General features: G+C 65.7%; 8 protein-coding genes. 1 reads left to right on the top strand and 7 read right to left on the bottom strand.

Annotated features, from left to right (window positions below):
• Nucleotides 1-37: 37 nt before the first annotated feature.
• The 6 genes from J4Z35_RS13065 to J4Z35_RS13040 all read right to left on the bottom strand — a co-directional run bounded on the left by J4Z35_RS13065 (nt 38) and on the right by J4Z35_RS13040 (nt 4,669).
• On the bottom strand, nt 38-730 hold the full coding sequence (locus J4Z35_RS13065) for an RraA family protein (protein WP_239279595.1): 693 nt from the start codon (nt 728-730) through the stop codon (nt 38-40).
• A 78-nt stretch (nt 731-808) separates the two neighbouring features.
• Complete coding sequence (gene msrA / locus J4Z35_RS13060; RefSeq protein ID WP_074041308.1) at nt 809-1,372, bottom strand: peptide-methionine (S)-S-oxide reductase MsrA; 564 nt, start codon at nt 1,370-1,372, stop codon at nt 809-811.
• A complete protein-coding gene (msrB, locus tag J4Z35_RS13055; protein ID WP_020625393.1) occupies nt 1,369-1,845 on the bottom strand; it encodes a peptide-methionine (R)-S-oxide reductase MsrB in 477 nt (158 codons plus the stop codon). Before msrB ends, msrA begins: the two co-directional genes overlap by 4 nt.
• 126 nt (nt 1,846-1,971) lie before the next feature.
• Nucleotides 1,972-3,420: a cysteine--tRNA ligase gene (gene cysS / locus J4Z35_RS13050; protein WP_074041310.1), complete on the bottom strand. Its 1,449-nt coding sequence runs from the start codon at nt 3,418-3,420 to the stop codon at nt 1,972-1,974.
• A 3-nt stretch (nt 3,421-3,423) separates the two neighbouring features.
• The gene (locus J4Z35_RS13045; RefSeq protein WP_074041311.1) at nt 3,424-4,287 is read right to left on the bottom strand and encodes a DNA-3-methyladenine glycosylase; all 864 of its coding nucleotides are present in this window, start codon (nt 4,285-4,287) and stop codon (nt 3,424-3,426) included.
• A gap of 7 nt (nt 4,288-4,294) precedes the next feature.
• A complete protein-coding gene (locus tag J4Z35_RS13040) occupies nt 4,295-4,669 on the bottom strand; it encodes a VOC family protein (protein WP_074041313.1) in 375 nt (124 codons plus the stop codon).
• Between the two features lie 77 nt (nt 4,670-4,746).
• Between J4Z35_RS13040 and J4Z35_RS13035 the strand changes: the two genes are divergently transcribed.
• Nucleotides 4,747-5,184, top strand: coding sequence for a MarR family transcriptional regulator (locus tag J4Z35_RS13035; protein ID WP_074041316.1), 438 nt, complete (start codon nt 4,747-4,749; stop codon nt 5,182-5,184).
• Here J4Z35_RS13035 and J4Z35_RS13030 read toward each other — a convergent pair.
• Entirely contained in the window at nt 5,174-5,527 is a 354-nt protein-coding gene (locus J4Z35_RS13030; protein ID WP_074041318.1) for a hypothetical protein, read from the bottom strand. The genes J4Z35_RS13035 and J4Z35_RS13030 overlap by 11 nt on opposite strands.
• Nucleotides 5,528-5,621: the final 94 nt, after the last annotated feature.

Here is a 5,621-nt window from a genome sequence, read left to right as displayed (position 1 = left end):
AATGGCGCAACAACACCACACCGCCAGGAGTGTGAGGTCACCGCTCGTGCGCCAGGTCGCCGCTGCGGGCTTCCCGCGCGATCAGGTCACGGGACGCGGCGTCGTCGGCACGGACCCGATGGGCGGTCTCGAGCACATCGTCGATGTCGCTGTCGGGAATGACGACGGCTCCCGATGAGTCGCAGAAGATGTACTGGCCCGGATAGATGCCCACTCCGTCGATGACGACGGGGATGTTCGCCTGAAACGGCGTGACGACAGCTCCACCCCAGGCGACGGCCTCTCCCGAGCACCAGGCTGCGAAAGGTTCCTCGGCCAGCTCGTCGAAGTCGCGAAGGCGGCCGTCGGTCAGGACGCCGGCGAGGCCGACGTTGGTCGCACGGGAGAGCTTCGTCCCACCGGCGAGAGACGTCGAGCTGTGGCCGTTGCTGGCCATCACGAGGACCGTGTTGGCGGGATCGGCAGGTGATCCGTCGACGGCCTGGTGGAACAGCCGTCCGAACGTGTATTGCTCCGGGTCGAGTACGGCATGGCACGTTGGGAAGAAGGAGATCGTCGCGACCCGACCGAACAGGGTGCGTTCGGGTGTCGGACTGACCAGCCCGGTGACATGGGCACGGTGACGATGCTTCCGGCCGAGCGCGTCGGTCAGATCGGCACACGTCAGGCCTGCGGCTGATGCTGCGCGACGCCGCTCCACCGTGTTGTCTTCATCGTTGTTCACGGTCACTCCGCATCATTTCTCAGTCACTGATGACGCGAGGGCGTGCCACCGGCTCAGCGGTGGCACGCCCCCACGAGTACATGGTCAGACGGAAGCCTCCGTCGTCTCGATGCGGCGGGGCAGGACCCAGCCGGCGCGAGGGTAGTGGCAGTTGTAGCCGTTCGGATACCGCTGCAGGTAGTCCTGGTGCTCAGGCTCGGCCTCCCAGAACGGGCCGGCGGGCTCGATCGTGGTGACGGCCGAGCCTGGCCACAGGCCGGAGGCGTCGACGTCGGCGATCGTCTCCTTGGCGATCTGCTCCTGCTCGGGGGTGAGCGGGAAGATCGTCGAGCGGTAGCTCGTGCCGATGTCGTTGCCCTGACGGTTCAGGGTCGACGGGTCGTGGATCTGGAAGAAGAACGCCAGGATGTCCCGGTACGTCGTCTTCGACGGATCGAAGACGATCTCCACAGCCTCGGCGTGGCCGGGGTGGTTGCGGTAGGTGGCGTGATCGTTCTGTCCGCCGGTGTATCCGGCACGGGTGCTGATCACGCCCGGCTGCTTGCGGATGAGCTCGTCGACGCCCCAGAAGCAGCCGCCGGCGAGGACGGCCGTCTCGGTGCCTGGTGTGCGGGTGACCTCTCCGGTGTCGTGAATTCCACTGGTCATGATGCGTGCTCCTTCGTGGTCGTGGTGGTGGTCTCGAACAGTGAGCGGAACTCGCCATACCCCTCGGCCTCCAGGTCGGAGACGGGGATGAACCGCAGCGCGGCGGAGTTCATGCAGTAGCGCAGGCCGCCAGCGTTCGCGGGGCCGTCGTCGAAGACGTGTCCGAGGTGGCTGTCCGCCCCGGTGGAGCGGACCTCGGTGCGGGGCATCCAGAGGGATCGGTCCGTCTTCGTGTGGACGGCGTCCGCGACGACCGGCTTGGTGAAGCTGGGCCATCCGGTTCCACTGTCGTACTTGTCGGTGGATGAGAACAGGGGCTGCCCGGAAACGACGTCCACGTACAGGCCGTCCTCGTGGTTGTCCCAGTACTCGTTGCGGAAAGCCGGCTCGGTGCCGTCCTTCTGGGTGACGCGGTACTGCTGGTCGTTGAGGCGGCTCAGGGCCTCAGAAGTCTTGCTGTAGTCGTGCGACACGATTTCCTCCTTGTCCGGCGCCGCTGGCTGCGGCGTCACTGTTGATAACGCCGGGGTGACGCGGTTTGGTCCCGCTAATCTGGGAATAGGCTGTGACTTGAAGAACCCTCCTGTTGCTATTTCGGATCATGCGCTATTTGCTTCACCGAAGACCCATGTCGTGCTCGACTGACTGTCGCTGAGCACGATGCCGGCGGCGTCGAGTTCGTCACGGATACGGTCTGCCGTGCGGAAGTCCCCGACCGTGCGGGCCTGGGCTCGCTGGTCGAGCGCCTGGGCGATCAGAATCTCCAACGCCCGCTCGACGCGCAGGGGTCCAGCGGTTGATTTGCCCCACGGCATCTCGTGCGGATTGATGCCGAGGACGCCCGTCATGGCGAGCACGGCGTCCCGTGCGTCGGCACCGGCCCGCGCGTCGTGCTGGGTGAGGGCGGTATTGCCGCGCCTGACCTCGTCGTGGAGGACGGCGAGGGCCATGGGGATGTTGAGGTCGTCATCCAAGGCGTTTCTGAATGCGACCGGCAGCTTGCTCGCATCCGCCGTCTGCCTCGAGTCGTTCGCGCTCCGGGCGATGAAGTCTTCGATTCTGCGCATCGCCGCCGCGGCGGATCGCAGGGCGGATTCGGTCAGCTCCAGGTTCGACCGGTAATGGGCCGATCCGAGGTAGTAGCGCAGGTCGATAGGACGTATCCCCTGCAGAAGATCGTCGACGGGTGTCGCGTTGCCGAGGGACTTGCTGATCTTGTCGCCGCCGGACGTGACCCAGCCATTGTGCATCCAGTAGCGCGCGAATCCGTATCCGGCGGCACGGGACTGCGCCTGCTCATTCTCATGATGAGGAAAACGCAGGTCGAGCCCTCCACCGTGGATGTCGAAGCTCTCTCCCAGGTAGCGGAGGATCATCGTCGAGCAGCTCAGATGCCATCCCGGGCGTCCCGGCCCGTAAGGCGAATCCCATGCCGCGCCCGCGGCACTCGCCTCTCCTACCGCCACATCTGAGGGAACGGATTTCCAGAGCGCGAAGTCGCGAGGGTCGCGTTTCCCCGTCGCCTGATCGGCATGTTCGTCTCCGGGGAGAGTGCCGGTCTCCTGTGAGGTCAGAGAACCGTAGTCAGGCCATGATGAGACGTCGAAGTAGACGTCTCTCTCATCGTCTCCCGCTCGGTACGCGTGGCCTCGTTTGATCAGCCGGTCGATGAACGCAAGCATCTCGGCGGTATGCCCCGTCGCGCGCGGCTCGATCGTCGGCGGCAAGATACCGATCATGCGATAGGCGTCGGCGAACGCCCTCTCCTGGCGAGCAGCCCACGCCCACCATGGAACGCCCGCCGTGTTGCTCGCAGCAAGAATCTTGTCGTCCAGGTCGGTGATGTTTCGGACCAGGGTCACGTCGAGCTCGTGGCCGATCTGGAGCCATCGTCGCAACTGGTCGAAGACCACTGCCGAGCGGAGATGGCCGACGTGTGGCGGAGCCTGAACGGTCGGACCGCACAGATAGATGCCGACGCGACCCGGTCGCAGGGGCGCGAACGTGCACAACGATGATGTTCCGCTGTCGAAGAGCCGTAACGTCATCGATCAGCTCATCTCACGGGTGCGCTGCTCTCGGAGCGCACGGAGGTGGACCGCGGCCCAGGAGCGGAAGGGGCGCCAGCGTTCTGCGACCTCCTCAAGCAGCGATTCGGGCCCGTACTGGTAGGAGATCTCGGCGTAAAGGCGGCGTTCCGCGCGCGGAAGGACGTCCTGGGCGTTGGCGCCGCGGATAAGGACGAGGTCCGCGGCGAACGGTCCGATGCCTGTCACCGTGAGGAGCTCGCGGCGAGCAGATTCTTCGGGCGTAGTTCGGAGCCGGGGACCGTTGAGCAGTCCGGTGAGCGCAGCCTCGGCGACAGCCCGGAGATAGTCTGGCTTCCGACCGGGTAGGTCCAGTTCTCCGGCGTCGATGGCGCGGATGAGCGCATCGGGCGCGGGAAAGGCCCCGTCGTCCCCGTGCGCGACGATAAGGTCGCGGCGGACTCGGGCAGCAACCGGGACGCGAGTGCGCTGCGACAAGACGCACCAGGCTGCGGCTTCGTAGGGCGAATGGAAGCCGCACGGGCGATATCCGGGGAGAGCCCTTTGGGCGGTGGCGATGATCGGGTCGCGATCGCCGACAGCCGCCCAGGCCCGCGCGTCCACATCAAGAGAGAGGAAGCGGCACACCTGCTCAGCTGCTGCGGCCAGATCGCCAGTGCCGGACAGGCTGATCTGGGCGCTCTCCCCGCGCTGGGTGACGCGGGCGGACACGGGCGTCCAGTCATGCTCGCTCATAAAGCGCGCAGAGAGGACGTCCGGGTCGCCGCCGGCCGCGATCGCGGTAGGGGTGAATTCTTCCCAGAACCGCTTGCTGGTGCGCAAGGACCACGGCCCGAGGACCTGGACCGAGAGGGTGTGCTGCGCCATGGTGGCATTAGGCGCGGGCGTGAATGGTGACGACGTAGCCGTCGGGGTCACGGAATGAGAACTGCAGTCCGAACGGCCCCTCGAACGGTTCCTGCGCGATCGCCACTCCCGCGTCGACCAGGCGTGCATGCACGCCTTCCGCGTCGTCGTTGTGGAACCAGACTCCGGCGCCGGCGCCGAGCTGAGGCATCGCGTCGAGATCCACACCGGGGAACGGGTCGCGGACGGCGAACGCGGCTCCTCCTGCGGAGAAGACGGTCGCCGCGGGGTTCGAGTCTGGGAGGCGTGTGAGTCCGACGAGCTCCTCGTAGAACTTCGCGGAGACGGCGCGGTCCCGCACCTGGAAAGAGACGAAGTCCGGGCCGGTGGTTGTTGCTGCCATGAGCAGGCTCCTGTTCTGTTCAATATCGCCAGTGTCAATATCCTGACACTCGTTGGAGTGTGTGTCAAACTATTGACATGGATGCATTGGACCGGAGCCCGGAGTCGCTGGGGGTGCTGATCAAGGAGACGCAGTCGCTCCTGAACCAGCGAATGGACGATCGGCTTCGCCCGCTGGCGCTGAGTGTGCCGCAGTACGCGTGCTTGACCGCCTTGCAGGACACGCCAGGCATCACGAGCTCCGAACTCGCCCGGCGCGCGTTCGTGTCTCGCCAGTCGATGAACGTGCTGCTTCAGGGGCTGGAGAAGCGGGGACTGGTCACCCGCTCGAGTGATCCTGGGCCCAGGCGGGAACGGAGCGTGGTGCTGAACGATGCCGCAGAACTCCTCCTCGAACGCGCACATGAGGAAGTCTCCTCGGTCGTTCATCGCATGACCGTGGAGGTTGAGCCGGTGGAGCGCGTCCGTCTTTACGAGCTTCTGGCTCGTTGCCGCGACGCCCTGCTCATTCCTTGACGGCATTGTCAGGCCCGGGGAGCTGATACCGGCCGATGGCGCTGTAGGACCCGCGGCGGAAGCGGAGACCAGCGATCCGCCCGTCTTCGACGAGCCAGCGCAGTTCATAGCACGCGCGGTAGTCCGGCGGCCAGAAGGAACAGAACTGCCCCTCTGCATCCACATACCACTCCCCCAACGTGGGTCTTCCGTTCTCGACGTACACGGTCTTGCCGTCCTCGGCGAATGCCTGCGTTGCCCCGTCCTCGTACAGGATCGATGCGGCCGTCAGCGCGCGAGGGATATCCGGTGCTCGAACTTCCTCCGCGTCGATGACGGTGAGGTCAGATAGCGGCTCGTTCATCAGTACGTCTCCTCTGGCCTGATCTGCTGCGGGCGGTCCAGTCGGCTCTCGTCCTGGGTCTCATCGGGGCGAGGTGTGGTGTTGTTGCGCCATT

The organism is Dermacoccus sp. NHGro5, from assembly GCF_017565385.1.
In the GTDB taxonomy this organism is placed as follows: domain Bacteria; phylum Actinomycetota; class Actinomycetes; order Actinomycetales; family Dermatophilaceae; genus Dermacoccus; species Dermacoccus nishinomiyaensis.
Note: the sequence above shows the minus strand (reverse complement) of the source record. Positions and strands in the feature narration are given on the sequence as shown.

Coding starts and splice junctions, on each gene's coding strand:
- msrA (WP_074041308.1), bottom strand. CDS start 1,372: ATGACCAGTGGAATTCACGACACCGGAGAGGTCACCCGCACACCAGGC.
- cysS (WP_074041310.1), bottom strand. CDS start 3,420: ATGACGTTACGGCTCTTCGACAGCGGAACATCATCGTTGTGCACGTTC.
- J4Z35_RS13045 (WP_074041311.1), bottom strand. CDS start 4,287: ATGGCGCAGCACACCCTCTCGGTCCAGGTCCTCGGGCCGTGGTCCTTG.
- J4Z35_RS13040 (WP_074041313.1), bottom strand. CDS start 4,669: ATGGCAGCAACAACCACCGGCCCGGACTTCGTCTCTTTCCAGGTGCGG.
- J4Z35_RS13035 (WP_074041316.1), top strand. CDS start 4,747: ATGGATGCATTGGACCGGAGCCCGGAGTCGCTGGGGGTGCTGATCAAG.
- J4Z35_RS13030 (WP_074041318.1), bottom strand. CDS start 5,527: ATGAACGAGCCGCTATCTGACCTCACCGTCATCGACGCGGAGGAAGTT.